Source organism: Nannocystis exedens (assembly GCF_002343915.1).
GTDB classification, from domain to species: domain Bacteria; phylum Myxococcota_A; class Polyangia; order Nannocystales; family Nannocystaceae; genus Nannocystis; species Nannocystis exedens.
In genome coordinates this window covers 1749322-1775462 of record NZ_NETK01000001.1, presented here as the reverse complement: position 1 = coordinate 1775462, position 26141 = coordinate 1749322, and the positions used below count along the sequence as shown (strand labels likewise).

The window sequence follows — 26141 nt, the reverse complement described above, 5'->3', positions numbered from 1 at the left end:
GCCGCTGCGGGCGAGCTGAGCGATGAGCGCCGGGGCGACGGGCGGTCGCTCGACGGGTGGTAGGGCGCTTGCTAGAGTGCCGGGCGATGCGCGCCGTCCGTGTTCACGAGCTCGTCGGGCCCTCGGGTCTCTGCGTCGATGAGGTGCCGGACCCGGCGCCGGGCCCGGGCGAGGTGTTGATCGAGGTCCGCGCCGCGGGGGTCAACTTCCCCGACGTGCTGCTCTCGTACGGCAAGTACCAGTTCAAGCCGGCGCCGCCGTTCGTGCCGGGCGGCGAGGCGGCGGGCGTGGTGAAGGCGGTCGGCGACGGCGTGACGACGGTCGTGGTCGGCGACCGGGTGGCGACCACCCTGGTCCACGGGGCGTTCGCCGAGCAGATCGTGGTGCCCGCGGCGGCGGTGGTGAGGGTGCCCGCGGGGGTCGGCTTCGAGGCGGCCGCGGCGACGCTGCTGACCTACGGGACGAGCTGGCACGCGCTGGTCGACCGCGCCGACCTGAAGGCCGGCGAGACGCTGATGGTGCTCGGCGCGGCCGGCGGGGTCGGCATCGCGGCGGTCGAGATCGGCAAGCTGCTCGGGGCGCGGGTGATCGCGGCGGCGTCGACGGCGGAGAAGCTGACCTTCTGCCGCGAGCGCGGGGCCGACGAGGGCATCGACTACACCCGCGAAGACCTCAAGGAGCGCAGCAAGCAATGGACGGGGGGCCAGGGCGTCGACGTGATCTACGACGCCGTCGGCGGCCCGTTCGCCGACCCGGCCCTGCGCGCGATCGCCTGGCAAGGACGCTACCTGGTGGTCGGCTTCGCGGCCGGCGAGATCCCCAAGATCCCGCTCAACCTCGTGCTGCTCAAGGGCTGCCAGATCGTCGGCGTGTTCTGGGGCTCGTTCGCGGCCCGCGAGCCGGCGAAAAATCGCGTCAACGCGGAGCGGATCTTCGCGGCGGTGGCCGCCGGCCAGCTCCGCCCGCACGTCGACGCGTCGCTGCCGTTCGCCCGCGCCGGCGAGGCGCTGGCGCGGATGGAGCGGCGCGAGGTGCTCGGCAAGCTCGTGCTGGTGCCGTAGCGCCGGCCTCGCAGCGAACACGAGCGCCAGCCCCAGGGCCAGCGCCGTTGACCCCATGGGGTCATGGTCGGGGGAGCGGTGCGTCGTGTTCTCGAGTCGTGATCGGGCCGACGATTGCGGCGCGTCCGGCGTCGGCACGGCGCTTGCTCTCGCGGATCGTCATGTTCCGCACATTCATTCGTGATGGTCCGCCCGCTCGGCTGCTCGCCGGCGCGGCGGTGGCATCGACCCTGCTTCTCCCCGCCGTGGCCTCGGCGACGATCTGGAACGGCCAGGTCCGCGAGGGCAACGCGCTGGTCGAGTACTCGTTCAACGACGCGACGGAGACGGTGGAGCTCGAGATCCTCGAGCTCCCGAGCGCGAGCGATCTGCCCGTGCTGGGGTTCGACGGCGCGATGACCATCAGCTTCCGCGAGGTGTCCGGGTGGCTGTACGCCGAGGCCGAGCTCGACCTCGCCGCCCTGATCGGGGACGACCCGCACGCGCTCGCAGGCTGCCCCGACAGCACTTGCAGCGGCTGGACCTGCAGCCCGCTCGCGGGCTTCCGATGCACCCAGCACCACTGGAAAGGCTGCGACGCCAACGGATGCTACCTCGACGAGTGGGCCTGCACCGGCATCCTGTGCGACTCGGGCCCGTTGCCCGATCTGCCGCCCTTCGGCATGACGATCGCCCCGCTGTGAGGCGCGGACCTCGAGCGAGCGACGCGCTCGCGGCTGCTCGCGCGACCGGCGAAGGATCCGCTCGCCGGTCCCGCGGCGGCAGATCGATCATGATCCTCGACGGTACCGTGGCCCATGGTATCCGCCCCGACCGGTTCGAGATGGCGGAGTACTCGTATTCGGACATGGCCGGCGGACACGTCAACGCTGCGCTGGCCGAGGGGCTCCGCGACCTCATCGCCGTCGAGGGCGTGTACCCGTCGCGCGACGCGCCGCAAATGTCGTGAGCTTTCGAGGCCACCGGCGATCGTGGCGGTCTCTGCCCCGGGCGGGCCATGGCGCTCGGCTTGCAGTTAGGCTCCGCATGCGCGCGTTCGGTCTTTTCGCAGCCCTCCTGCTCCTCGTCCACTGCGGTCCCAAACTGCCCGAGCAGGACAGCGGAGGCAGCGATTCCGACGCGACGAGGGCGACCTCGGGCGACGAGCCACCCGCGAGCACGACCACCGACACGAGTGGCGCCACCGCGACGGGCCCCGTCACCACCGGGCCCGACAGCTCGACGACCCACGACACCACGGTCGGGGGCGAATGCGACGGGCCCGCCGCGGCTCACCAGTGGACCTGTCGATGCACCACCGTGTCGGGGCCGTGGGTCCCGTTCAACGAGGCCTGCGACAAGCGGGAGGACGGCGCGGTCGAATGGGCGGAGTGGCTCTGCGAGAACTACGCCGGCGAGGAGCAGACTACCGGCGTCGAGACGACCGGGGGCACGACCGCTGACGTCGTGCCCGACAGCACCACCACCGGCGATCCCACCGGCTCGCTCGGCTGCGCATGCGCGTGTGAAGTCACCGAGATCTGCTGCGACGACTCGAAGCCCTAGGCGCGAAGCGGCGGCGATGCGAAGCGCTCGAGGCCGAGGGGCGCGTCGCCCGGGGCTCGGGCCGATGGGGGTTTACGCAGGGAGGGTCCCTGCGCGAATCACTCGGGACGCAGCCGCGTCACGGCGGGCCGAACCTGGGGTCGGTCAAGAACGTCTCGTCGGTGAGGCTCTCGAGGAAGGCGACCAGGTCGGCGCGGTCTTGCGGCGACAGCTCGACCTGGCGCACGAGCGGGCTCTTGTTGGGGTTCTGGCGGCCGTCGCCGGCGAGCGGGCCCTCGCTGATGAGGCGGCCGCCGGCGGCGTAGTGGTCGATGACCTCGGCGAGGGTGGCGATGCTGCCGTCGTGCATGTACGGCGCGGTGACCGCGACGTTGCGCAGGGTCGGCACGCGGAACTTGCCCTGGTCGCGCGGGTCGCCGGTGAACTCGTAGAGGCCGCCGTTGCCGGGGGGATAGGCGCCGCTCTCGTCGAGGTTGTACAGGCCGTTGTTCTGGAAGTCGGGCGGGCCGGGCTCGGTGCCGGCGCTGCGGAACGAGGTCGAGAAGTTGGCGCCGGCGTGGCAGTGATAGCATTCGCCGGTCTCGGAGAAGAACAGGGCCATGCCGCGCTGGGCCGACTCCGACATCGCCGTGGTGTCGCCGCCGTAGATGAAGCGGTCGTAGGCGCTGTCGCCGGAGATCAGCGTGCGCTGGAACGAGGCCAGCGCCTGGACGATGCGCTCGACGGTGAACGGGTCGTCGTCGTCGGGGTAGGCGGCGGCGAACAGCTCTTGATATTCGGGGTCGTCGGCGAAGCGGCGGAGGATCGCGTCGGTGTCCTGCTGGACGCCGAGCTCGAGCGGGAAGTCGGCGAACATCGGCACCAGCGCCTGCTCCTCGAGGGTCGACAGCTTGGGGTTGGCCCAGGTGTAGACCGACTGGAAGGCGACGTTGGTCAGGCTCATGCCGTTGCGCGGGAGGACGTGGCCGGTCGAGCCGATCGGGGTGGCCTTGCCGTCGGTGAAGGCCCGCGCCTGCTCGTGGCAGGTGGCGCACGCCATGGTCTCGTTGTACGACAGCCGCTCGTCGTAGAAGATGTGCCGGCCGAGCTCGACCTTGGCGGCGGTCATCGGGTGGTCCTCGGGCACGAACGGCTCGGGGAAGCCCGGCGGCAGCCGCCACTCCCACGGCGCCTCGGCCGGAGGCTGGTCTTCCGGACATGCCCCGAGGAGCATGGCGAAACAGACAGCGACGCGGCGCACCTCAGCCCTCCGGGAGGCGCACGCCGAAGCCGCCGGCGTGGCAGACGTTGCAGGCGCCCGAGCTCGTCGGGAACGGCATGAAGTTCTTGCGCGCACCGTCTTGACTGTACACCGTGGGGAACAGGGCCGAGGCGGGCAGCGGCAGGGCCTCGGTGGTGTAGAAGTTGCCGAGGCCGTCGACCTCGACGGCGGCGACGAGGTCGCCCATGCCGTCGGGGGCGGTGCGCAGCTCGACCAGACCGTCAGGGTGCGGGTCGCCGGCCTCGTCGTAGAGGGTGCCGGCGGCGGTGAAGCGGCCGGGCCCGGGGCCGTTCTCCTGGTGACAGCGCATGCAGTTGTCGCCGGTGGCGTGGCTTACCGCGTCGCCGTGGGCGCTGACGAGCTCGACGTCGAGCGCGGGATCGCGGACGAACGCGTCGTCGCCCATGAACGGGGCCGGATCGGCGGGCGCGTCGCAGGCGAGCGGGGCGGCGAGGGCGAGGGTGAGAAGGGCGCGTTGCATGAGCTGGACCTCAGTTGGCGACGGAGAATACGGTCTGGGCGCCCCCGGGCTCGTCGCTCTCGAAGCGCAGGCCGAGCGGGGCCATCATGGCCGGGCACTCGGGGTCGCCGGGGAAGGCCATGCAGCCGGGCAGGGTGTCGGTCATGCCGTCCGGGGTCCTGGCGACGTCGACGCCGGCGAGGATCGCCGCGCCGTCGACCTTGATCGTGTCGCTGTCGGGGTCGAAGCCGTCGAGGCGGATGGTGGCGAGGTTGTCGTACTGACAGGCGAAGCCCTCGGCGACGCTGCCGGAGCAGGCGGTGGCGCCGAGGTGGTAGAAGAACTCGGGCTGCGTGGCCGGGCGGACGTCGAGGCGGACGTACTTGTAGCCGCCGGCCCAGCTCCACCACAGGCCCTGGGCGTTGAGCGGGGCCGGGGCGGTGGCGCCGTCGAGGTGGTTCTGCTCGTCGGGCACGCCGACGATGAACTCGACGCCGGTGTAATCGTCGTGGTCGGGCGCGACGCCGCGGACCTCCTTGTTGGTGCCCGGGCTGCCGGTCATGCACGCGCCGCTGCCGTCCTCGAAGTCGAGCAGGACCAGGCCGTCGTGCTGCCAGGTGTCGTCGTCGGTGATCGTCAGCGGGACCCGCTCGCCGCCCGCGCGCACCAGCGCGACGTCGTGGACGTAGACGCGGAAGTCGAGCGGGGTGACGCTCGCGCCCGAGGTGCCGACGCCGGCGAAGTCGCGGCCGCAGGCGAACGGCTCGCTGCCGAACCGCGGGTCGAAGCGCAGGGTGACCTCGCGGTCACCGGTGCTGCAGGCCGGGACGAGGAGGAGGAGAGACAGCGCGCGGAGCTTCACCCGCACTCGAATAGCAAAAGCTCGCGCCGGCCGCCGATGCGACGGGCGGTCGCAGCGCGCGCGGCGTGCGACCGCGTGTCGCAGGACACTTTCGCCGGGCGGCGCCGGGCGAAACATGTCTTTGGGGACATGTGGGCTGCGAACTCGCGCGGTCGTCGGCGGCCGAAGGCGCGATTTTGCGCCCGACCCGGGCGAGGTCGACCGGGGGCGTGGACCGCGAGGTCGCGGCGAGACGGTGACGCCAGACGGCATGTCCGAAGAGACAGGCCGGGCTCGACGAAACGCCCCATTTGCGGCGTCCGCCGCCGATCCGGCAGAACGTGCTTGTACGGGCCCGGGGCCGGCCGTAGCCTGTGTTCATGCAGCTTAATATTAATGAATGGATGGCATGGATGGTGATAGCGGCGCTCCCGGCCTGTCCGGGCGGCAAGGGCGAGACGAGCGAGACGGACGGCCCGGCGACGGCGAGCGAGACCGAAGGGGCGACGGCCGGCGAGACGGACGGCCCGGCGACGGCGAGCGAGACCGAAGGGGCGACGGCCGGCGAGACGGACGGCCCGGCGACGGCGAGCGAGACCGAAGGGGCGACGGCCGGCGAGACGGACGGCCCGGCGACGGCGGGCGAGACCGAAGGAGCGACGGCCGCAGAGACGGAGGGCCCGGCGACGGCGGGCGAGACCGAGGGGGGCGAATTCCCGGCGGAGTGCGAGCAGCCCGACCCGGCCGCGAATGCGGCGTTCGAGCTGGTGTTCAAGGACTGGGGCGAGGACAATTTCAATCCGTTCGATTTCGACGTGCAATGCGTCGTCGACGCGGTGACGGTGGCCGACGCGGCGGTGACGACGGCGATGACCTGCGAGGTCGACGGGGCGTCCGAGCCGGCGTCGCTGCGCTTCGCGGTCGCGCCCGAGGGCGCGGTCGCCTGGGACGCGGGGCTGGCGGTGCGCCTGAAGATCGAGCAGGACTTCGACTTCGCGGCCAAGCGCATCGTGCAGCTGCGCGTGGCCGCGGACGACGCGCTCCTCGCGGTGGCGACCTCCGGCGGCATGGACAACAACTCGGGCTACCCCGAGGCGTTCCTGCCGCTGGTCTACGGGTATTCGCTGGTGTGCGAGGACGCAGGCGGCACCGGCGGGGAGGGGACGCCGGCGCAGATCGATCTCAGCGATCCGGGCAAGGCGGAGCTGCACCTGATCTCGCATCACCGCGGGAGCCTGCCGATCGACGCCGAACACGCGTACGCGGTCGACGCCGGCGCGGTCGTGGCCGGCGACTCCAACCATTACCCGCTGTCGCAGGAGGTGCTGCTGCGGCGGGTCCGCGTCGGCGAGTGAGCCGGGCGCGAGGCGCCGCGCGAGTGCGGCTCGCGCGGCGGTCCGGGGGGCATCGATCGCGGTGGCGCGGTGGATGTCTCATGCGACATGTCCCAGAGACATGTCCCTTTCCCGCGAATGACGGAGCCCTTCCAGCCGCCGGGCTCGGTTGACGCGGACGCGGCGGCGAGGCATGTTTTCAAGCATGAGAAGAGCTTGTTGTTATTGGACGGTCGCGGCGGCGCTGGCTGCCTGCGCGCCGAAGGACGGAGACACCGACGGCGGGCCGCCGGCGGCCTGCGAGATGCCCGATCCGGCCGCGGACGCGGCGTTCGAGCTGACCTTCGCGGACTGGGACGCCGGTCAGTTCGCCGACGTCGATGTCCAGTGCGTGGTCGATGCGGTGACGGTGGCGGGCGACGCGGTGACGACGGCGATGACCTGCGAGGTCGACGGGGGGTCGGCGCCGGCGTCGCTGCGCTTCGCGGAGGCGCCGGAAGGTCCGGTCGACTGGGCGGCCGGGCTGGCGGTGCGCCTGCAGATCGAGAAGAACTTCGAGTTCGCGACCAAGCGAATCGTGCAGCTGCGCGCGGCGGCGGACGACGCGATCCTGGCGGTGGCGGTGTCGGGCGGGACCGACAACAATTCGGGCTATCCGCAGGCGTTCCTGCCGCTGGTCTACGGCTATTCGCAGGTGTGCGAGGGCGGCGAGACCGACGGCGGGACGCCGGCGCAGATCGATCTCAGCGGGCCGGGCGAGGCGGAGCTCCACCTGGTCGCGCATCACCGCGGCAGCCTGCCGATCGATGCCGAGCACGCGTATGCGGTCGACGTCGGCGAGGTGGTGGTCGGTGACTCCAATCATTTCCCGGTGTCGCAGGAGGTGCTGTTGCGGCGGGTCCGTGTCGGCGGCTGAACGGCGCGGAGCGGCGCGACCGGCCGCCCCGAGCGGGATCGGTCGCGCCCGGGCGAATGTCTCGCGGAGCATGCCTCTTCTCGTTCTTTTTGGCACGGATGCGCTCGGCGCCGAGCGCTTCGGTGCGTTGACGGAGGGCGCCACCGACCCCGAGGAGCCCACCGGCGGCGAGGAGGTGTCGTGCGAGCAGGCCGAGCCGACCGACGCGGCCGCGTTCGAGTACTCTTTCGACTGGGTCGCCGACTCGGAGAAGGTCGACGTGCTGTGCGAGGTCGACGCGGTGACGGTCGACGCCGGCCAGGTGACCACCGCGTTCGCCCGTGACATCGACGGGGCGCCCGGCGCCGCGAGCCTGCGCTTCGCGGTCGCGCCCGAGGGGCCGGTCGACTGGGAGGCCGGCCTGGCGGTGCGGCTGCAGTCGTTCGAGGTGCTCGAATTCGGCGAGCTGCGGCTGGTGCAGCTGCGCGCGGCCGGGGACGACGGGCTGCTGGCGGTGGCGGTGTGGGGCGGCCTGGAGGGCCTGGATGTCCACGAGGCGTTCGCGCCGCTCACGTACGGCGACACGCCGGTGTGCGGGGCACCGACCACCGCGGCGGTGCCGGTGCAGCTCGACTTCGAGGCGCCGTGGGGGGAGACGCTGCACTTGATGCAGGGGCAGCGGGGGGCCCTGCCGATCGACGAGGAGCACGCGCTCGCGATCGACGTCGGGCGGGCCGAGGACGGGGCGACGGCCCACGCTCGCGTGTGGCAGGACGTGGTGCTCCGGCGGGTGCGCCTCGGCGGATGAGCGCACCGGCAGCTCTGTCCTTGAGGGCTTGCCCAAGAGGGCATGCTCGGACGGGCATGTCTCAATGGACATGTCCGGACAGCCCGGCGCCGGCGAGCGGGCGGGTGACGGCGATCGGGGCGCCGTCGCGGTAACGCAGCAGCTGGCCGCGGACGGCGGGGACGCGCGGGCCGGGGGTGATGATGCCGACGAGGTTGAGCGGGTCGACGGCGGCGACCTCGAGCTCCTCGGCGTCGGCCGGCACGCGGCGGAGGGCGGCCAGGGCCTCGACCGCCTCGGGCAGGGCGAATTGCTCGCCCTGCTGGCCGGCGACGAAGCGGCCGCCGCGGATCTCCCCGCGGGCTTCGAGCCGGCGGTAGACGTCGAGCAGGGCGCGCCACGGCGGCGCGCCGGTCTCGCGGGTGAGCAGCGGGCGGGTGACGACGCCGTAGCGGCGCAGGTACAGGCGGGCCAGCTCGACCGGGCTGCCGTCGCCGAACGGATCTGGCCGCTCGGACAGGTCGCGGGCGAGCAGCGACCAGCGGCCGCGCAGCAGCCGGCGCGGGCCCTTGCGCGGGTCGACGGTCTCGCACAGGGCGCGCAGGCCGGCGAAGCCGTCGCTGGTGATCGCGCCGGCGCGGGCGAGCTCCCACAGCGCCTCCTCGAGGTCGTCGTGGCCGGCGCCGGTGGCGGCGCGCAGGTCGGCGGCGAAGGCGGCCCCGCGCTCCAGGACGCGCGCGACCTCGCGGGCGAGCTGCGACAGGTGCGGCCACTCGTGGGCCGGGGTGGCGCTCGGGGCGACGAGGGTCGGCGCGTGGGCGCGGAGGAACAGGGCGACCTTGCCGGCCCCGCGCGGCAGCTCGCCGGGCTCGAGGCCCTCGGCCGGCAGCGGCGTGAGGCGGCCCCAGGCGACCTCGCCGGCGAGGCACAGCTCGTCGAGCCAGGCCGGGTCGTAATTGTGGACGCGCCGCGGCAGGACGTCGCGCTCCCACGACTGCGCCGGCAGCTCGAGGCCCTCGAGCTGTTCGATGACGCGGAGCAGGCCCTCGGGGCCGTGCAATTGCGTGCCGGGCTGGACGTGCTGCCAGCGGGCGAGGAAGCGGACCAGCTCGGCCGGCGCGACCGCCCGCACCTCCTCGCGCAGGCGCCCCAGCGTGAGCCGGTGGATCCGCTGCAACAGGCGGCGCTCGCACCACTCGGGCTCCGAAGTGGTGGGGCGGGTGAACTGGCCCTGGAGGACGATGCCGTCGAGCTCGAGGCGGGCGAGCGCGCCCTCGGTGTCGGCGCGCGTCAGGCCGAGCGCGGCCGCGAGGGCTTCTGCGGTCATCGGCGCGGCCGTCTGCACGTAAGCGCGGACCAGCCGCAGCGCCGCCTCCTCGGGGTCGACGGGGCCGGCGAGCGCGGGCGGGAGGGCGATGGCCGGCTCGATCGCGGCGGCCGGCCACAGCGCGAGGGCCAGCGGGACGACCTCGGCCGCGATGTACAATGGCGCAGAGGACATGTCCCCGGAGACATCCGAGGCGGGGCGGCGGAGCAGGGCGGCCCGGCCGGCGCGGACCAGGGCGGCGAATTGCTCGGCCCACTCGGGGCGCGGGGGCAAGAGCCGCGGGGCGCACAGCAGGTCGTGCAGCTCGTCGGCGTCGCGCGGGCCGGCGGGGCCGTCGATGGCGACGGCGGCGACGACCGACTCGATCGCGCGCGGGTCGAGGCCGAGCAGGTCGCCGCCGCGGAGGGCGAGCTCGCCGGGGCGGGCGGTCTTGACCTGCCGGGCCCAGCGCTCCTCGAGCGGGGCGTCGTCGAGGAAGGCGAAGGGGTTGGCGGCCAGGATGCCGTGCGAGAACGGCGAGGGGGCGACGGTGTCGCGGGCCAGGGCCCTGATCTCGCCGCCGTGCAGGCGCCGCAACATGGCCTTGAGGCCATCCGCGTCCATGGCCTCGTGCAGGCAGTCGCGGGTGGTCTCGTGGACCAGCGGGTGGTCGGGCGGCTCGATCGTCTCGCCGCCGTGGTTGTCCTGGCAGCCGGCCTGGGCCGGGAACACGGCGGCGAGCAGGTCGGCGGCCTTCATGCGCAGGATCGGCGGCGGGGTGCGGCGGCTGCCCTGGTGGCGCAGCACCGCCAGCGCGCGGGTGGCGTTCCACCGCCAGCGCGTCTCCCACATCGGCGACTGCAAGGCGGCCTGCGTCAGCGCCTCGTCGACCGCCTCCTCGTGGAGGAAGTGGAAGATCGCCTCGAGCGGGAACGAGTGCTGCGGGCCGAGCGACAGCAGCACGGCGTCGTCGGTGGCCGCGGCCTGCAGCTCGAAGTCGAAGGCGCGGCAGAACTTCTTGCGCAGGCCCATGCCGAACGCGCGGTTGATGCGGGCGCCGAACGGGGCGTGGATGATGAGCTGCATGCCGCCCGACTCGTCGAAGAAGCGCTCGGCGACCAGGCACTCCTGGGTCGGCACGGCCCCCAGGGCGCGCGCGCCCTCGGCGATGTAGGCGATCGCCTGGTCGATCGCCGGCTGCGACAGGCCGCAGTCGTCCGCCAGCACGGCGCGGGCGCGGTCGTCGGCTTGCCCTTCGAGCATGTCCCAAAGTTCACGCCGCAGCGCGGCGACCTCGGCCGACAGCGCCTCGCTGCGCGCCAGGCCCTCGCCGTTCCAGAACGGGATCGCCGGCGACTGGCCGCGGGCGTCCTCGACGCGCACGCGGCCGGCCTCGACGCGGCGGATCTTCCACGCGTGCGAGCCGAGGCGGAACACGTCGCCGACCATGCTGTCGATGGCGAAGTCCTCGTCGACGGTGCCGACCACGGCCTCGCTGGTGTCCTCGACGACGGTGTAGTCGGCCTTGTCGGGGATCGCCCCGCCGGAGGTGAGGGCCGCCAGCTGGGCGCCGCGGCGGCCGCGGGCGCGGCCGTGGATCCGGTCGAGGTGGAGCAGCGCGCCGGCGCGGCCGCGGCGGGTGGCGATGCCGTCGCCGAGCATGGCGACGACCTGGTCGAAGTCGCGGCGGGTCAGCGTCGCGTAGGGGGCGGCGCGGCGGGCCAGGCTCCACAGCGCCTCGACGTCCCACTCCTCGGCGCTGCAGGTGGCGACGAGCTGCTGGGCGAGGATGTCGAGCGGGGCCTCGCGCTGGACCGGGCGGTCGATGCGGCCGGCCTTCATCGCCCGCACCGCGGCGGCGCACTCGATCAGGTCGTCGCGGGTGGTGGCGAAGATCCGCCCCTTGGGCGTGCCGCCGACGGCGTGGCAGGCCCGGCCGATCCGCTGGCGCAGGACGCTGATCGAGCGCGGCGAGCCGACCTGGACCACGAGCTCGACGTCGCCGACGTCGATGCCGAGCTCGAGCGAGGCGGTGGCGACCACGGCCTTGAGCGCGCCGGTCTGCAGCTTGTGCTCGACCATCTGCCGGGTCCGCTTGGCCAGCGCGCCGTGGTGGGCCGCGACCACGCCCTCGCCGAGCCGCTGCTCCAGGTCGTGGGCGATCCGCTCGGCCAGCCGCCGGCTCGGGACGAAGATCAGGGTGGTGCGGTGCTCGCCGAGGTAGGCCTCGATGCGGGTGTAAAGGTCGTCCCAGGCGGTCCGCGAGGCCACCGCCGACAGCGTCTCCTGCGGCACCTCGACCGCGACGTCGAGCGGCTGCCGCCGGCCGGCGTCGACGAGGTGGCACGGGCGCGCGCGCGGGAGGACCGATGGGGCATGCTCTTCGGGGCATGACCCGACGGGCATGTCCTTCAGGGCATGACCTTCGAGGCCGGAGAGGTCGTGGCCGACGAGGAAGCGGGCGGCCTCGGCGGGCGGCTCGACGGTGGCGGACAGGCCGATCCGCTGCAGCTTGCGGCCGCACAGGGCGTCGAGGCGCTCGAGCGAGAGGGCCAGGTGGGCGCCGCGCTTGTTGCCGACGAGGGCGTGGATCTCGTCGACGATGACCTGCTCGCAGCCGGCGAGGATCGCCCGCCCGCGGTCGGAGGTGAGCAGGAGGTAGAGCGACTCGGGGGTGGTGATGAGCAGGTGCGGCGGCTGCTTCAAGATCCGCGCGCGCTCGCTGGCGGTCGAGTCGCCGGTGCGCAGGGCGGTGCGGATCTTCGGCAGCGGGGTGCCGAGCGCGGCGGCGGCGGCCTCGATGCCGCGCAGCGGCTGCTGCAGGTTGCGCTCGACGTCGGCCCCGAGCGCCTTGAGCGGCGAGATGTAGAGGATGGCGACGCCGTCCTGCAGCCGGCCGGCGAGGCCGCGGCGGACCAGGGCGTCGACGCCGGCGAGGAAGGCGGCGAGGGTCTTGCCCGAGCCGGTCGGGGCCATGACGAGGGTGTCCTCGCCGCGGGCGATGGCGGCCCAGCCGCGCCGCTGGGCCTCGGTCGGCCCGGCGAACCGCTCGCCGAACCACCGCGCCACCGGGGCCGAGAAGGCTGTCCCGAAGGGCATGTCCGAAGAGGCAGGCAGCGAGCCGGCGACGTCGACAGGATCGAAGCCGAGAGGCGCGGAACCGTCCGTCATCGGCGCAGGATAGCCCGGGGCTGATTGGATGTACAGTGCGCCAGGCCGCGGTAAAACGGCGATTTCAGGGCGCGACGCGGCGCTCGTCCGCGGGCCGCGGAGCGAGCGCCGCGAGGGGTGCGCGCGCGACTACTCGATCGCGATCAGCAGCTCGTAGTTCGGCGTGGTGTAGCCGAAGTCGGAGTAGCTGACCTTGACGAAGTACTCGCCGGCGGCCGGGATCGGGTCGCTGACGAAGTCCTCGTGGTAGTCGTCGTCGCTCGACGGGCCGCCGAGCGTGGTGGTGCAATCGGCCTCGAACACCTCGACGACGGTGTCGGTGTTGGCGTCGCCCGGGGCGGTGATGACGTGGATAGTCTTGCCCACGTCGGCGTCGCCGACGGTGAACTTGAACCAGTCGACGTCGGTCTGCTCGGGCAGCGCGGCGAGGGTGGTCGACGGCAGCGTGAGCTCGTTGGCCTGGGCGCACTCGTTGTTCGGCTCGGTCTCCGGCGGCGGCGGGTCGGCGAGGGTGACGTTGATCGTGTAGTCGTAGCCCGAGTAGCCGCTGTTGTCCCAGTAGACCAGGTACAGCGGGTCCTCGGAGCTGGTGTAGACCGTGATGTCGGAGTCGAACTTGATCAGGTCGGCGAAGCTGCCGCTCGCCGGCAGGGCGATCGCCCGCGCGCTGGCCTCGGCGTCGGCCGAGGCGATGGCGAAGGTGACCTTCTTCGGCTCGGGCGGCGGGACGAAGGTGTACAGCTTGGTCTCGAGCGGCTCGGCGATCGAGCCGACCTCCTCGGTCCCCTCGACCAGCGCGACCGGGTCGCGCGCGGCGATCTCGAGCGAGCCGGGCGCGGTCGACGAGATCTCGGAGCCCTGCGGCCCGCTCAGCACGCTGAGGTCGTAGGTGCCGGCGGCCACCGGCACGTCGACGAACAGCAGGTAGTTGAGGCCGTAGAGGTTGGCGGTGTTGATGTCGCCGTAGAGGCCGGGGTCGCTGCCGCCGACGAGGAGGTTCGGGTAGGTGATCGGCTCGAACAGGCCGTCGCCGGTCTGGGTCGTGTCGAACGGGGTCGAGACGTCGAGCTGGTTGGCGTCGCCGACGAGGATCGAGCCCTGCGCGAGGGTGCCGGCGATCGGGCCGAGCGCCAGCGGGGCCTCGATCTTGAAGGCGCCGGCGTAGACCAGATCGGTGCCGCCCTCGCTGATCGTCACGTCGCGCGCGCCGATGCTGGCGCCGACGTCGACGGTGATGTTGGCCTGGATGCCGGTCGGGCTGGCCACGGTCACGCTGTTGACGGTCACGCCCTCGCCGAAGTCGACGGCGACCGCGTCGGTCCACTGGGTGCCGAAGCCGCTGATCGCCACGTCGAGGGTACGCTCGAGGTAGACCTTGCCGGGCACGATGCTGCTGATGCTCGGGTCGCTGCCCGGGCCGGGCTCTCCGGGCGGTCCGGGCGGACCCTCGGGGCCGGGCTCGCCGGGCTCGCCGGGCTCGCCGGGCTCTCCGGGCGGGCCGGGCGGGCCGGGCACGCCGGTCGTCGGCACGGTCTCGGTGTCGGACTCGGAGCCGGTGCCGTCGGTGTCCGTGTCGGAGTCGGTGCCGCTGCTCGCGGTCGAGTCGCCGCATCCCACCGCCATCACCGGCATCACGGCCACGGCCGCGACGAGCCAATCCAGGTGTCTATCCCTATTGCGTGTAGTCATCATGTGGAACGCGATGGTAACGAAATCTTCACGCGCAGGTGACGCATTCCGCGAGACGTCCGACGGCCTCCCGCCGCGCTCCAGCGCCGCTGGGGCCAGATCCGCGGCCGCGCGGAGCCGCCCCGCGGCCGCTTGACCGCCGCGCGCGGACGCGCAGGATTGGTGGCAATGTCCCTCGGGACAGGTCCGGAACGTGACAAGCGAGCGCCGCGACGTCCGATTTGCGCCGCGGGCGCGGCCTGAAGTGGAGCGCCGCGGCCGACGGCCGCGGGACGAGATGTGCTTCAAGACATGTCCTCAGGGACATGCTATGCGCAGCCGGAGACGGCGCCCGCCGCTAGCGGGGGTCTGCGCCGGCGGCGAGGGCCTCGGCGCGGGCCTTGAGGGCGCGGGCGTGGCGGTCGAAGCCGTCCTGGACCTTGGCCAGCGGGAGGAAGCGGGTCAGAAGGCCGGTAAATTCTTCGCGGGTGAAATAGCGGGTGCGGCCGGCGGGCAGCGGCGCGACCTGCTGGACCCGGGTGGCGCGGACCAGGCCCAATGTGGGCAGTAAGCCCGTGAAGCGGTAGGCGAGGCGGCCCGGTCGCTCGCCGTCCGGGGCGACGAGCGCGGTGATCTGCTCGCCCGAGCGGGCGCCGGTGCCGTCATTCCAGCGGACATGGAGCCGCATGGCGCTGCCGAGCGCGGGCGGCCCGGCGTGGTCGATGGCCACGATGAAGGGGTTCCATTCGTGGTAGCGGTCCAGGTCGAGCATGACCGTCCACACGCGGGCGGGCGGGGCGTCGATGTCGATGCTTGCTTCGGCGAAAGGTCGCGGCATGGCGGTCACGGGACGACGTCGGCCCAGACTTGCAGGTTGGCCCAGGTGGCGCCGTACCACGGGTAGAAGCGATCTTCGACCGGGCCGGGCAGGCCGAGGCGGACCACCGGATCGCGGGTGACGGCGACGTCGAGCGGGTCGAGAGCGGCGGCGACGGTCGGGCCGACCTGCTGGCCGCCGCTGAACACGGTGACCCGCGTGAGCCACGGCTTGGCCTCGAGGATGACGTGCCACACCTGTCCCGGCGACCAGGGACCGACGGTGTCGGCGGTGTACGCGAGGTGGTTGCCGACCTCGAAGCGGCTGGCGCCGAGCGTACACGCGCCGCGGACGCGGTCCATCGGGTGATAAAAGGCGGTGGCCAGGACCTTGCCGGCCGGCTGGGTGCCGAACACGGAGGCGATGCCGAAGTACTCGGGGCAGCCCTCGGGATCCATGGCGACGATCTCGTCGAGGTTGTCGAGGGTCTGCAGGTCGAACTCGACCCGCACGCAATTGAAGCCCTGGCCGGGCGGGAGGAAGGCGGACTCGTAGACGCTGCCGTCGGTGGTGGCCCACAAGATCGGCCCGGGCCGGTCGAGCACGAGCGCGTAGTTCGGGCACGGGCCGCCGTCGACCGGGCCGTCAGTGCCGCTCGTGGCGGTGGGTTCGGGCCACGGCAGGCCGGTGGTCGGGTCGGCGCCGGTGGTGGCGGTGCCGGTGGTGGTGCCGGGCGGGTCGCCGGTGGTGTCGGCGGCGGTCGCGGGCTCGCCGGTCGCCGGCTCGCTCGTGGCCGTGGCGCCGCCGTCCGGCCGGTCGTCGCCGCCGCAGGCGAGCAATGCGCTCAGGAACAGGTTGAAAAGGACATGTCGCATGGGACAGGAGGAGCTCGCCGCCGGACGCCGGGCTGCGCGGCCGACCCGCGTAGTGTATGCGGTCGGCCGCGGTCGCGGCGTCTCCTCCAAGGACGATCGGGCGGGGCCTGGGGACCCCGACCGCGCGCCGCGGGCGCGAACCCGGGCGCGTTGCCGCTGGGTGTCGCTGCTAGAAGCGGATCTGGACGCCGCCGGGCGTGACGTTGAAGCGGGCCATGCCGCTGTAGCGGTTGTGGCGGGCGAGGCGGGTCGAGTAGATGATCGCGGGGATGATCGAGGCGAGCGTGAGGGCGCCGAAGATCGGGGCCGCGATCGCGGCGGTCCGCCGCTCCTGGCTGCAGTCCATGGTGCGCGTGCGGTCGGCCTCGTCGCACCGGCGCAGCAGCACCAGCGGGACGGCGGTGCCGGCCACGCCGATGCCGGTCAGCACCCAGGAGACGGCGGTCTGGGCCTGCAGCTTCCGCCGCTCGCGGTCCCACTCGCTGGCCTGCATCCGCGGCGGGCGGATGCTCTGCGGCGGCGGGGTGGCGCTCGGCGGGCTGACCGACGAGGGCGTGGTCGGCTCGGTGACGACGGGCTCGCCGGTCCCCGGCGATTGTGCGGCGCGCGCGGCCAGCAGGCCCGGCGCGAGGCCGCCGGAGTAGCCGGGCGCCGGCTCGCGGGCGGCCGCGACCGTCGAGGTGGTGAAGATGAGCAGGGTCAGGACTGTACGGACCAACATGGTTTCAATCTCCTTGCCATACGGCGAGAAATCGATCGCAATGGGCTGACCATGCCGTCGCAATCGAGGTCGAGCCCGGCAGCGCGAGTGCCACTATTGGCGGTCGAGGTCGGCGGCGCCGGCTGACGGTTCCAGCGGACACGTGTGTCTCCTGGGAGCATGCCGAGGGTCGATTCGCTGTATGTGCCGATTCGCGGCCCGGCACAAACTGACATGTGCGTGCGCGTGACCGGCGATCGCGTGGCGACATTGTCGTCGCGGCGACAATGACGATTGACCGGCCTGGCCCCGGCGCCCGGCCGCCGGTCTCGCGCGGGCGAGCGCGCCCGGCCCGCCGCCGGCCTTCGCCGCTCGCTCGCCGGGCGAGCGGCTGGCTCATGGGACAGCCCGCCTCGCGACGGCCGCGCCGGCCGCGGGCACGCGCAGGTGCTCGCGGCCGGCGCGGCGGGCGGGCGGCGGGCCGATCACTCGAGCGCGATCACCAGCTCGTAGTCCCCCGCCGAGTAGGCGGCGGCGCTGTGGCTGACCTTGACGTAGATGTCGCCGGCGGTCGTGACCGGGCTGCTGGTGAAGTCCTCGTGGTACGCGTAATCGGGCGACGGACCGCCGAGCGAGGTGGTGCAGTCGCCCGCGAACACCTCGACGATCGTGTCGGTGGTCTGCTCGCCGGGCTGGGTCCTGACGTGCACGGTCTTGCCGACGTCGGCGTCCTCGACGGTGAAGACGAACCAGTCGACGTCGGTGGCGTCGCGCAGCGAGCCGAGGGTCGACGACGACGCGGCGACGCGGGTAGCGGCGGCGCACTCGTCGTTCGGCTCGGTCTCGGGCGGCGGCGGCGGGGTCGTGGCGACGTTGATCGTGAAGTCGTGCTTCTCGGCGCCGGCGGCGTCCCAGTAGATCACGTAGAGCGGCTCGGGGGCGTCGGTGTCGACGACCACGCGGACGTCGGCGGCGATCAGGTCGGCGAAGCGGCCGCTGGCGGGCAGCACGGCGAGGACCGGCGAGGCGCCCTGGACCCCGGGGGTGACGGTGAACGTGACGCGGGTCGGTTCGGCCGGCGGGGTGAAGGTGTAGAGCACGGTGCCGTACGGCTCCGCGAGCGTGCCGACGTTGTCGCCCGCCTTCAGTTCGAGGGGGGTGCGGGCGCCGATCGGGAGGATGTCCGGCCCGGTCGAACGCACCTGGGAGCCCGGCTCGCCGCTGACGACGTGGAGGTCGTAGGTGCCGGGGGCGACGGGGACGTCGACCAGCAGGGCGAACTCGGCGCGGTACTGCTGGGCGTAGAAGTAATCGACGGTGAAGCCGGGCTCGTCGACGTAGAGGGTGTTCTCGGTCGGGTCGAACGGGGTCGAGATGTCGTGCTGGACCAGCGTGCCGGTGAGGATCGAGCCGGGCGCGCGCGTGCCTTTCAGGACCTTGAACGCCAGCGGGGCCTGGAGCGTGAAGGCGCCGGCGTAGACCGCCTCGACCTCGCCCTCGCGGACGGTGACGTCGCGGGCGCCGAGGGCGGCGTCCTCGTCGATGGTGATGCGCGCGACCAGGCCGGTGGGGCTGGCGACGCGCACGCTGTCGACGCGGATGCCGTCGCCGAAGTCGACGGCGACGGCGTCGGTCCACTCGGTGTCGTCGCCGCTGATGGTGACGTCGAGGGTGCGCTCGAGGAAGGCGCGGTTCGGGTAGACGGCGCTGATGCTCGGGTCGGCGGCCGCGGGCTCGTCGGCGGCGGCGACGGCCGGCTCGCTGGCGAGGACGGCGCCGCGCTGGGCGGCCAGGAGGTCCGACAGGCGGGCGCGGGCCGTGGTCCCGTCGGGGTCCGCGGGGGCGGTCGCGTGCAGCAGCAGGGTGGTCATGATTGTCGCTTGCAGGATCATGGCGTTCTCCTTGCGAGCGCGACGAGCACGGCGAGCGCGATGGCCCGGACGCGTCGTCGCAATCGCGGTCGAGCCCGCAGGGCTATCTGCGGGCGGGTCGAAGTTCGATCCCGTATGGGGCGATTGTCCGCCTCGAACAATCCGACATGTATGACCGGCGCGGGTGATGCCACGGACCGCGCCGATTCAGCGACGTGGCCGGGGTTCGCGGGCGAGGCCCGGCGATCGCTCGATCGCCTCGCTTCGATCGCCGGCGGGTGCGGCGTCCCGGCGCGCGGCCGTCCGATCGCGGCGGGCGGCGAGCGGCGCCGCGGTGAGGGGCGAGCGGGCGAGACGGCCGCGGCGGGGACGGCCGAGCGCCGGCGACGGGCGGGCGCCTCGCGGCGTCACGCGCGGCCACGCCGGCGCGCGGCAGCGCGGGGAGGTCGGGTGCTCGATCGGGCAGGTCCTTTCGGACCTGCGGAGAAGGACATGTCCGGACGGACATGTCCTTCAGAGCGGAGGGATCAGCGGCCGATGCCGGCGTACTGGAAGCCGAGGGCCTCGACGTGCTGGCGGTCCCACTGGTTGCGGCCGTCGAGCAGGAGGGGGCCGGCCATGATCCGCCTCAGGCGCTCGAAGTCGGGGCTGCGGTACTCTCGCCACTCGGTGGCGAGGATGAGGGCGTGGGCGCCCTCGGCGGCGTCGTAGGGGTCGGCGGTGAGGGTGCAGGCGGCGGCGATGTGCGGCGGGAGGCCGGCGACGAAGTTCTTGCCGGCCTCGGGGTCGTGCAGGCGCAGGCGGGCGCCGTCGCCGACGAGGGTGCGGACGATCTTCAGCGCCGGGGCCTCGCGCACGTCGTCGGTGTTGGGCTTGAACGACAGGCCCCACACGGCGAAGGTCTTGCCGGCGAGGTCGCCGCCGAGCCGCTGCCGCAGCTTGCGGACGATGACGAGCTTCTGCGCCTCGTTGATCCGCTCGGCGCTGGCGACGATCTCGAGCGAGTGGCCGAACTCGCGGGCGGTGGTGAGGAGGGCGCGGATGTCCTTGGGGAAGCAGGAGCCGCCGTAGCCGACGCCGGGGTAGAGGAACTTGTTGCCGATCCGCGGATCGGAGCCCATGCCGCGGCGCACCAGCTCGATGTCGGCCCCGAGCGCGTCGGCGAGGTTGGCCATGTCGTTCATGAAGCTGATGCGCGCCGCGAGGTAGGCGTTGCAGGCGTACTTGGTGAGCTCGGCCGAGCGCGCGTCCATGAACAGGATCCGGTCGCTGGTGCGGCAGAACGGCTGGTAGAGGCGGTGCAGCACCTCGCGCGCGTGGGCGTCGTCGGTGCCGACGATGACGCGGTCGGGGTGCATGAAGTCGTCGACCGCGGCGCCCTCCTTGAGGAACTCGGGGTTCGAGACGACGGTGAACGGGACGCGCGTCTGCTCGCCGACGATGCGGGCGATCCGCTCGGCGGTGCCGACCGGCACCGTGCTCTTGTCGACGATGATCGTCGGGCGGGTGATGTGGCGCCCGATCTCGCTCGCGGCCTGGTAGAGGTACGAGAGGTCGGCGCTGCCGTCGGCGGCCGTCGGCGTGCCGACGGCGAGGAAGACGACGTCGCCGTGGACGGCGGCCTCGGCGTTGCTGGTGGTGAAGCGGAGGCGCCCGGCCTGGATGTTGTGCTCGACCAGCGGCTCGAGCCCGGGCTCGAAGATGGGCAGCTTGCCGGCCTTGATCGAGTCGATCTTGGCGGCGTCGATGTCCGCGCACAGAACATCGTTGCCGTAGTCGGCGAACACCGCGGCGGCGACGAGGCCGACGTACCCTGTACCGATGACGCTAAGCTTCATGACGCGCGCGGGAGGATACCGAAACGCCGCCGCGTCTGCTACGGTGGCCGGTGCCCGTGGCGACGCCGAGCGAGCCGAGCGAACCCGCCGAGATCACTCGCGCCGCCGCGATGTCGCGGCTCGTGTACTTGCTGCCCGTGATCGGCGCGCCGCTCGGGATGGGCGCGGCGATCTTCGCGTCGTTCGCGATCGCGGGGTGGCACGTGACGCACTCGGCGATCGTGCAGGTCGAGCCGCAGTGGGTGGCAGGCGAGCCGGTGGCGGCGCGCGTGCAAGTGCTGGACGGCGACGGACAGGCGGTGCAGGGCGCGCAGGTCGAGGCGACGCTGCGCCGCGGCGAAGAGCGCGCGTCGCTCGGGGCGCTGCGCGACGCGGCCGCGGTGGGGATGGCGCAGGGCCGCCTGACGGCCCCGGCGTGGGCTCCGGGCCCGGCGACGCTCGAGCTGGCGATCGCCGCGCACGAGCAGTTCCGCGAGGCGGTCGAGGTCGAGCTGGTCGCGTCTCGCGCGCCTCGGCGCGGCACGGCGACGGTGTCCGGTTCGACGAAAAATTACGCAGATGACACCGAACCGCAGCCCGAGAAGCTGCGCATCGTGCTGCGCCCGCTGGGGCGGCTGGCCGCCGGCTTCGAGAACGCGCTGGTCGCCCGGGTCACCGACGCCGAGGGCAAGCCGCGCCGCGGGCCGGTCGAGGTCCGCCTGCTCGACGGCGAGTTCGGCTCGCGCAAGGCGTCGCGCGACACGCCCGTGGTGCTCGTCCGCGGCGAGACCGACGCGGCCGGGCTGGTCCGCATCGACGGCCTTTTGGCCACCGACGTGGTCCGCTTCGAGGTGCGGGCCCTGGCAGGGCCCCAGGACATGTCCGAAACGTCAGGTGCGAAGGACCCTGCCGCGAAGGACATGGCCGTTGGGGCAGGTGCGAAGGGGAAGGCGGGGGCGAAGGGCGACGCGGGGGCGCAGGGAGCGACGGGCGCGAGCGCGACGGGGACCTCGGGTGCGGCGGGCTCGGACGGTTCGAGCCCGAGGCGCTCGAGCGCGGATGCAGCGGGCGCGACGGGCTCGGATGCAAAGGGGGCCCGCGCGGCGGGCGAGGGGGCGAAGGAGCCGGGCGAGGGGGCGAAGGGGGCCCGCGCGGCGAACGAGGGCGCGAAGGAGCCGGGCGCGGCTGCGGCGGGAGCGAAGGACGGCGACGCGGACGCGAGCTCGGAGCCGTCGGCGATCGCGGCGCGGAAGTTCCGCATGGTCAGCTTCGCGGGGGCGGTCACGGTCGACGCGACGCCGTGGACGGCGGGGGTCGGCGACGCGCTGACGATCAAGGCGCGCGGGCTGCGGCCCAAGCGGGCGGTGTTCGTCGACGTGCGCGGGCCCGACGGGGCGTGGGTCGACACGCTCGAGCCGCCGGTGGTCGGGCCGGAGCCGCCGCGGACGTGGTCGTCGGCGGGGCTGCAGCCGGGGCTCGTGCAGGTCGAGGCGTATCACTTCACCAACGCGCCCGGCGAATCGTCGGCGCTGGCGCGGGTGGTCCTCGGGCCGACGCCGGGGCAGGGGCCGGCGCTGTCGACCCTGATCGCGCTGCAGCGCGAGCGCCTGGCGCTGCCGCGGGTCGAGAAGGACTTCGACGCCGGGCTCGAGGGCAAGTACCTCGACGCGCTGGCGACGGCGAGCCTCGACCCCGAGGCGCAGGTGCTGGCCGAGGCCTGGCTGGTCGGGACGCTGCCGGTCGAGATCCACGGGCCGCCGACGGCGCTGGCGACCCGCGGCCGCGAGGACGCGGACATGGCGGCGCTGCGCCGGCTGTGGGCGGGGCGCGTGCGCCTGCTGCTGCTCGGCGGCGGCGGGCTGTTCCTGGCCGTGACGACGCTGCTCATCGTCGTCAGCCACCGCGGCGCGGCCGAACGCCTGGCCCGCGAGATGCTCGGCCAGGGCCCCGAGGTCGCGGCCGAGGTGCGCAAGGCCCAGCGCGCGGTGCTGTGGCGCGCCCTCGGGCTGTTGGCGTCGATGGCCTTCGGGCTGGTGCTGACGGCGGCGGTGCTCGACAAGCTGTTCTGGCAGACATGACCGAGAGGGCATGTCCCGGAGGGCATGCCCCGCGGGGCATGCCCGGGCGGACAGCTACACGGACCGGCCGGTCAGGCGAACGCCTTGCGCAGGCGCTGCTCGAGCTCGTCGAGGGCGGCGCGGAAGGCGTCGATCCGCGGGCCGAGGATGGGCAGGTTCTCGGGGACCGACAGCTCCTCGATGTCGCGGCCGTATTCGAGCAGCGGGCCGCCCGACAGGTTGGCGAGCGTGCCGACCACGCGGTGGGCGATCCGTCGCACGCCGGCGGCGTCGCCGGCCGCGAGCGCGGCGGCGAATTCTTCGTGGATCTGCGGCAGATCGGCGGAGAAGAGGCCGACCAGCATCGCCAGCAGGTCGCGACGACCGCCGAGACGCGCGAGCAGTTCGGCCTCGTCGACCTCTACAGGAGGCGGCGCATGCACGGCCTCATCCTCGCGGATCTCGGCGCGCGGCGCAAGCGAGCGGCGCGCGACGAAGCGGGCCTGCAAGGAGCTTCAGCACGGCGCGCGGCGCTCCAATCGCGCCGCCGGGCGACGCGACGTCGAGGTCGCGTAGCTGAACCCCGAGAACATTGTTGCTCGCGATCGCGGCGAGCTCGACGGGGCCGCGCCCGTCACGTCGCGCGCGCGCTGCGGGGCCGCGGACGCGGTTCCGGCCGATTCCTTGGGCGCCGGATCGGCCGTGCTATGGTGCGGGGCCATGAACGCTCCGCGCGCGATGATCCTCGCGGCCGGCCTCGGCACGCGCCTCGGCGACCTCAGTGCCGTGCGCCCGAAGCCGATGCTGCCGGTCTGCGGCACGCCTCTGGTGCGCTGGGTGGCGCTGTGGCTGCGCTCGCAAGGGGTGCGCGAGGTGGTGGTCAACCTGCATCACCTCGGCGAGCAGATCGAAGCCGAGCTCGGCGACGGGTCGAAGCTCGGGATGGCGATCGCTTACTCGCGCGAGGACGGGGAGATCCTCGGGACAGGTGGCGCGCTCCGCCACGCGCGGCACCTGCTCGACGACGGCAGCGGCGCGCCGATCGTGGTCGTCAACGGGAAGATCCTGCTCGAGCTCGAGCTGGCCCGCGTGCTCGCGGCCCACCGCGCGGCCAGGGCCGAGGCGACGATGGTGCTGCGCCCCGACCCGGAGGCCGAGCGCTGGGGGAGCCTGCGGGTCGACGCGGCCGGACAGGTCGTGGGTTTGCTCGGGGCGCACAGGCCCGGCGCCGAGGCAGCCGAGCCGCTGATGTTCACGGGGGTTCACGTCCTCGAGCCGAGGTTCTTGGACCGCATCCCTCCGCAAGGCCCGCAGTGCGTGATCCGCACGGCGTACACCGAACTTTTCCACAGCGGTCACGGGCTCGCCGGGGTGGTGACTCGCGATTACTGGTGGGAGCACTCGACGGTGCAGCGCTACCTGCAAGGCGTGGCCAACGTGCTCGAGGGCCGCGTGCGCCTGCCGTACGCGGAGCGGCATGTGCGAGGCGTGGCCGCCGGCGCGACCCTCGGTGCGGGGGCGCACGTCGACCCGGCGGCGTGGATCGGCGAAGGGGCCGTGATCGGCGCGGGGGCGCACGTGGGACCGCGAGTGCAGATCGGTGACAGGGCCGTGATCGCGCCCGGAGTGCGGCTGCGCGACGCGATCGTGTGGGACGGGATCGACGTGACGCGCGATGTCGAGTGCGCAGTGCTGTCCGAAGGGACAGGCTGAACGGGGGCCGCGGGCGGTCGCGAGCGCGCGCGGTTCGGCCGATACCTTGACGATGTTCGCGCCGGTCCGCTATGTCCCGCCAATGCATCTTTTCAAAATGACCCTGGGCGCGGCGCTGGTCGCCGGTTCGCTGTCCGGCTGCGTGATCAACACCGGCGGCACCGACACGAACATCACCAGCCTCGGCAGCGAGACCAACCTGACGACCGAGACCGCGGGCACCACGGACACGACCGACGGCACCGCCGGCACCGAGACGACCGACGGCACCGCGACCGAGACCGCCGGCACGACCGACACGACCGACGGCACCGCGACGACCACGCCGACGACGACCGCGCCGACGACCACCGACGCGACGACGACCACCACCGCCGGCACGACCGACACCACCACCGGCGGCGGCCTGTGCGGCTGGAGCGCGAGCGACAACTACTACAGCTGCGGCTTCGAGGGCGAGGACCCGGCCGGCGTCCACCCGATCGCCTGCCCCGCGAACCTGGTCGAGGGCGACCCCTGCGCCGACTCCGGCCTCACCGGCGAGGGCTGCTGCGACGCCGACGGCAACAACTGGTACTGCGGCGAAGAGATGGGCATGCAGATCGTCGTGCTCTCGCCCTGCACCTGAGCGAGGACTCGCGTCCCGAGCTCCGGGCCCCCCGCGCGCTGCCGCGGGGGGCTCGCGCAATTCAGGCCTCGGTGCGGCCCATGAGCTCGTCGATCTTGGCGCGCAGGAACTCCGAGAGCTGCTGCGTGCTCGACACCCGGAACTGCGCCAGCTCGAACACCAGCTTGGTCTGCTTGTCGAACTTGAACAGGCTGGTCTTCTCGACCTCCATGGTGAGCTGGAGGTTGGCGCCGAGGTACTCGACGGCGAGGTTGATGTCGGTGATGCCGAAGTCCTTGCGCAGCTGCATCGGGGGCTGGAACTTGCCGGTGAAGCGCTGGCCGAGCGGCTCGGGATCGAGCTCGGCGAGGCGGTAGTCGAGGGCGCCGAGGGCGTCGCGGATCTTCTCGATGTCGAGGTTGCGGACGGTGATCTGGCTGGCCGCGGCGATGTCGTAGGCCCACTCGATGTCGACGTAGCCGCGGACCTCCCAGTGGACGTCGCGGCCCGAGGGCGAGGTGCCCGGGGGCACGCGCAGCTGGAAGGTCAGCGGCAGGACCTCGTCCTTGGCGGTCCGCCACGGGCCCTGGCGCACCAGCACGCGGTCCCACACGTGGCCGTTCTTGGGCCCGCGCTTGTGGTGCTCGACCAACTCGACGAAGATCGAGGCGACGGTCTCGTTGTCGAGCGCGGTGAACTCGAGGTAGCCGTCGATGATGGCGGCGTTGGTGAAGGTGTCGCCGCGCAGCGCGATCAAGAGGACGCCGTTGTTGTTCGAGCCCTGGCGCCGGTAGGCGTAGTCGGCCGCCTTGGGCGCCGTGGTCCCGCCGATCCCCAGCATCGTCTTCATCGGCCCGCCCAGCGCCGGCGGGTCCTGGAAGGCCGCCGCGACGGCCGCGACCGGGCTCGCAGGCGCCATCTTGGCCGCCTTGCGCGACTCGATCAGCGCCTTGAGCTCGGCCGGCATCTCCCCCAGCACGGTGGCCCCGCCCTGGCCGCCGCCCTGCCACTCGACGAGCAGCGGGATGTGGCCGAGGAACACCTGCTGCCCCGGCTCCAGCGCCTGCGGGTCGGCCCCGACCGGCTCGCCGTTGATCCACGTGCCGTTCGACGAACCCATGTCGCGGATGACCAGCCGATCGCCGACGAACGCGACCTCGGCGTGGCGCCGCGACACGCTGACCTCGCTGGTGGGGAGGCCGCAGGTCGGATCGCGGCCGAGGAGGACGCGCGGGTTGCCGGCGTCGAGCTGAACGGAGGCGCTGCCGAGCTGGAGCTTGACCTTCTGCATGCCTCGCATGGCAGCCGCATTCGCTTGCAGAGTCAACTGGTGCGGGGAAAGCCGGCGACAGCGC

Annotated in this window: 22 protein-coding genes; 10 read left to right on the top strand and 12 right to left on the bottom strand. The window is 73.1% G+C overall.

The genetic code is table 11. The features are described 5' to 3' along the window. The first annotated feature begins 86 nt into the window (after positions 1–86). From NAEX_RS06980 to NAEX_RS06970, 4 genes are all read left to right on the top strand, one after another. Positions 87–1061: an NADPH:quinone oxidoreductase family protein gene (locus NAEX_RS06980; RefSeq protein WP_096326737.1), complete on the top strand. Its 975-nt coding sequence runs from the start codon at positions 87–89 to the stop codon at positions 1059–1061. 245 nt (positions 1062–1306) lie between these two features. After that, positions 1307–1744: a hypothetical protein gene (locus NAEX_RS06975; RefSeq protein ID WP_096326736.1), complete on the top strand. Its 438-nt coding sequence runs from the start codon at positions 1307–1309 to the stop codon at positions 1742–1744. A gap of 89 nt (positions 1745–1833) precedes the next feature. Then, positions 1834–2010 carry a hypothetical protein gene (locus NAEX_RS49770; protein WP_170135520.1) on the top strand — a complete coding sequence of 59 codons (177 nt, stop codon included), beginning with the start codon at positions 1834–1836 and terminating at the stop codon, positions 2008–2010. Positions 2011–2087: 77 nt separating this feature from the next. Then, complete coding sequence (locus tag NAEX_RS06970) at positions 2088–2606, top strand: hypothetical protein (protein ID WP_096326735.1); 519 nt, start codon at positions 2088–2090, stop codon at positions 2604–2606. Positions 2607–2724: 118 nt separating this feature from the next. Here the strand turns inward: NAEX_RS06970 and NAEX_RS06965 are convergent, their stop codons facing one another. From NAEX_RS06965 to NAEX_RS06955, 3 genes are read right to left on the bottom strand one after another with little or no spacing between them, the layout of a single operon-like run. Beyond that, positions 2725–3819 carry a methanobactin export MATE transporter MbnM gene (locus NAEX_RS06965; protein WP_096326734.1) on the bottom strand — a complete coding sequence of 365 codons (1095 nt, stop codon included), beginning with the start codon at positions 3817–3819 and terminating at the stop codon, positions 2725–2727. Positions 3820–3847: 28 nt separating this feature from the next. Further along, on the bottom strand, positions 3848–4348 hold the full coding sequence (locus NAEX_RS06960; protein WP_096326733.1) for a hypothetical protein: 501 nt from the start codon (positions 4346–4348) through the stop codon (positions 3848–3850). Between the two features lie 10 nt (positions 4349–4358). Beyond that, positions 4359–5189 carry an MbnP family copper-binding protein gene (locus NAEX_RS06955; protein ID WP_170135519.1) on the bottom strand — a complete coding sequence of 277 codons (831 nt, stop codon included), beginning with the start codon at positions 5187–5189 and terminating at the stop codon, positions 4359–4361. Between the two features lie 359 nt (positions 5190–5548). Here NAEX_RS06955 and NAEX_RS06950 point away from each other — a divergent pair, with 359 nt between their 5' ends. From NAEX_RS06950 to NAEX_RS06940, 3 genes are all read left to right on the top strand, one after another. After that, positions 5549–6523 (top strand): hypothetical protein, encoded by a 975-nt coding sequence (locus NAEX_RS06950; RefSeq protein ID WP_143825528.1) that lies wholly within the window; start codon positions 5549–5551, stop codon positions 6521–6523. A 184-nt stretch (positions 6524–6707) separates the two neighbouring features. Continuing rightward, positions 6708–7418, top strand: a complete 711-nt coding sequence (locus NAEX_RS06945) for a hypothetical protein (RefSeq protein WP_143140835.1) — start codon at positions 6708–6710, stop codon at positions 7416–7418. Positions 7419–7488: 70 nt separating this feature from the next. Then, complete coding sequence (locus NAEX_RS06940) at positions 7489–8205, top strand: hypothetical protein (protein WP_143825527.1); 717 nt, start codon at positions 7489–7491, stop codon at positions 8203–8205. A gap of 61 nt (positions 8206–8266) precedes the next feature. On the opposite strand, the gene NAEX_RS06935 is transcribed toward NAEX_RS06940, so the two are convergent. The 7 genes from NAEX_RS06935 to NAEX_RS06895 all read right to left on the bottom strand — a co-directional run bounded on the left by NAEX_RS06935 (position 8267) and on the right by NAEX_RS06895 (position 20430). Further along, positions 8267–12661, bottom strand: a complete 4395-nt coding sequence (locus tag NAEX_RS06935; RefSeq protein ID WP_211302364.1) for a DEAD/DEAH box helicase — start codon at positions 12659–12661, stop codon at positions 8267–8269. A 129-nt stretch (positions 12662–12790) separates the two neighbouring features. Next, a complete protein-coding gene (locus NAEX_RS06930; RefSeq protein ID WP_143140836.1) occupies positions 12791–14353 on the bottom strand; it encodes a hypothetical protein in 1563 nt (520 codons plus the stop codon). 334 nt (positions 14354–14687) lie between these two features. Further along, the gene (locus tag NAEX_RS06920; RefSeq protein ID WP_143140837.1) at positions 14688–15167 is read right to left on the bottom strand and encodes an SRPBCC domain-containing protein; all 480 of its coding nucleotides are present in this window, start codon (positions 15165–15167) and stop codon (positions 14688–14690) included. A gap of 5 nt (positions 15168–15172) precedes the next feature. Further along, entirely contained in the window at positions 15173–16021 is an 849-nt protein-coding gene (locus tag NAEX_RS06915) for a hypothetical protein (protein ID WP_096326725.1), read from the bottom strand. Positions 16022–16190: 169 nt separating this feature from the next. Continuing rightward, positions 16191–16742 carry a hypothetical protein gene (locus NAEX_RS06910; protein WP_096326724.1) on the bottom strand — a complete coding sequence of 184 codons (552 nt, stop codon included), beginning with the start codon at positions 16740–16742 and terminating at the stop codon, positions 16191–16193. 464 nt (positions 16743–17206) lie between these two features. Then, entirely contained in the window at positions 17207–18613 is a 1407-nt protein-coding gene (locus tag NAEX_RS06900) for a hypothetical protein (protein WP_096326722.1), read from the bottom strand. A gap of 506 nt (positions 18614–19119) precedes the next feature. Continuing rightward, positions 19120–20430 carry a UDP-glucose dehydrogenase family protein gene (locus NAEX_RS06895; protein WP_096326721.1) on the bottom strand — a complete coding sequence of 437 codons (1311 nt, stop codon included), beginning with the start codon at positions 20428–20430 and terminating at the stop codon, positions 19120–19122. 56 nt (positions 20431–20486) lie between these two features. Here NAEX_RS06895 and NAEX_RS06890 point away from each other — a divergent pair, with 56 nt between their 5' ends. Continuing rightward, the gene (locus tag NAEX_RS06890) at positions 20487–22487 is read left to right on the top strand and encodes a hypothetical protein (protein WP_096326720.1); all 2001 of its coding nucleotides are present in this window, start codon (positions 20487–20489) and stop codon (positions 22485–22487) included. Between the two features lie 71 nt (positions 22488–22558). Here the strand turns inward: NAEX_RS06890 and NAEX_RS06885 are convergent, their stop codons facing one another. Then, the gene (locus NAEX_RS06885; RefSeq protein ID WP_143140838.1) at positions 22559–22909 is read right to left on the bottom strand and encodes an Hpt domain-containing protein; all 351 of its coding nucleotides are present in this window, start codon (positions 22907–22909) and stop codon (positions 22559–22561) included. A 277-nt stretch (positions 22910–23186) separates the two neighbouring features. Here NAEX_RS06885 and NAEX_RS06880 point away from each other — a divergent pair, with 277 nt between their 5' ends. Together NAEX_RS06880 and NAEX_RS06875 are read left to right on the top strand one after the other, a co-directional pair. Continuing rightward, positions 23187–24179 carry a nucleotidyltransferase family protein gene (locus tag NAEX_RS06880; protein ID WP_096326718.1) on the top strand — a complete coding sequence of 331 codons (993 nt, stop codon included), beginning with the start codon at positions 23187–23189 and terminating at the stop codon, positions 24177–24179. An 82-nt stretch (positions 24180–24261) separates the two neighbouring features. Next, entirely contained in the window at positions 24262–24807 is a 546-nt protein-coding gene (locus NAEX_RS06875; RefSeq protein ID WP_143140839.1) for a hypothetical protein, read from the top strand. Between the two features lie 61 nt (positions 24808–24868). Here the strand turns inward: NAEX_RS06875 and NAEX_RS06870 are convergent, their stop codons facing one another. Next, positions 24869–26077 carry an FHA domain-containing protein gene (locus NAEX_RS06870; protein ID WP_170135517.1) on the bottom strand — a complete coding sequence of 403 codons (1209 nt, stop codon included), beginning with the start codon at positions 26075–26077 and terminating at the stop codon, positions 24869–24871. Positions 26078–26141 lie beyond the last annotated feature (64 nt).